The organism is Methylobacillus sp. MM3, assembly GCF_001645185.1.
Lineage (GTDB): Bacteria > Pseudomonadota > Gammaproteobacteria > Burkholderiales > Methylophilaceae > MM2.
In genome coordinates this window covers 1-464 of sequence record NZ_LXTQ01000010.1, presented here as the reverse complement: position 1 = coordinate 464, position 464 = coordinate 1, and the positions used below count along the sequence as shown (strand labels likewise).

The 464-nt window shown below is 34.5% G+C and carries 1 protein-coding gene; it reads right to left on the bottom strand.

Features of this window, described 5'->3' with window-relative positions:
* The coding region (locus tag A7976_RS14715) for an AAA family ATPase (protein WP_131800993.1) at positions 1-393 on the bottom strand (393 nt) is incomplete at its 3' end.
* Positions 394-464 lie beyond the last annotated feature (71 nt).

Here is a 464-nt window from a genome sequence, read left to right as displayed (position 1 = left end):
GGCCTTAGCTGTTGCTTCATCTTGTACCAATGATTTTTTCTGCGCCTTGGCTAATCTTACTGAAACATCAACAAGATCTCTAACCATACTTTCAACATCTCGTCCTACATAACCTACCTCAGTAAATTTAGTAGCTTCTACTTTTATAAATGGTGCGCCGACAACTTTGGCCATTCTTCTTGCAATTTCAGTTTTACCAACACCGGTTGGTCCAATCATCAAAATATTTTTAGGTGAAATTTCTTGCTTTGATTCCTCATCCAATAAACTTCTTCTGTATCGATTACGTAGGGCAATTGCCACTTTACGTTTAGCATCATTTTGTCCAACGATGTATTCATTTAATTTAGATACGATTTCTTTTGGAGTTAATCTTATTCCAGCTGTATCCATTAATTTCATTCCTCCGTCTTTTAACTAAAATTAATTGCTCATAATTATTTATCATGCTCTGATTATTATAG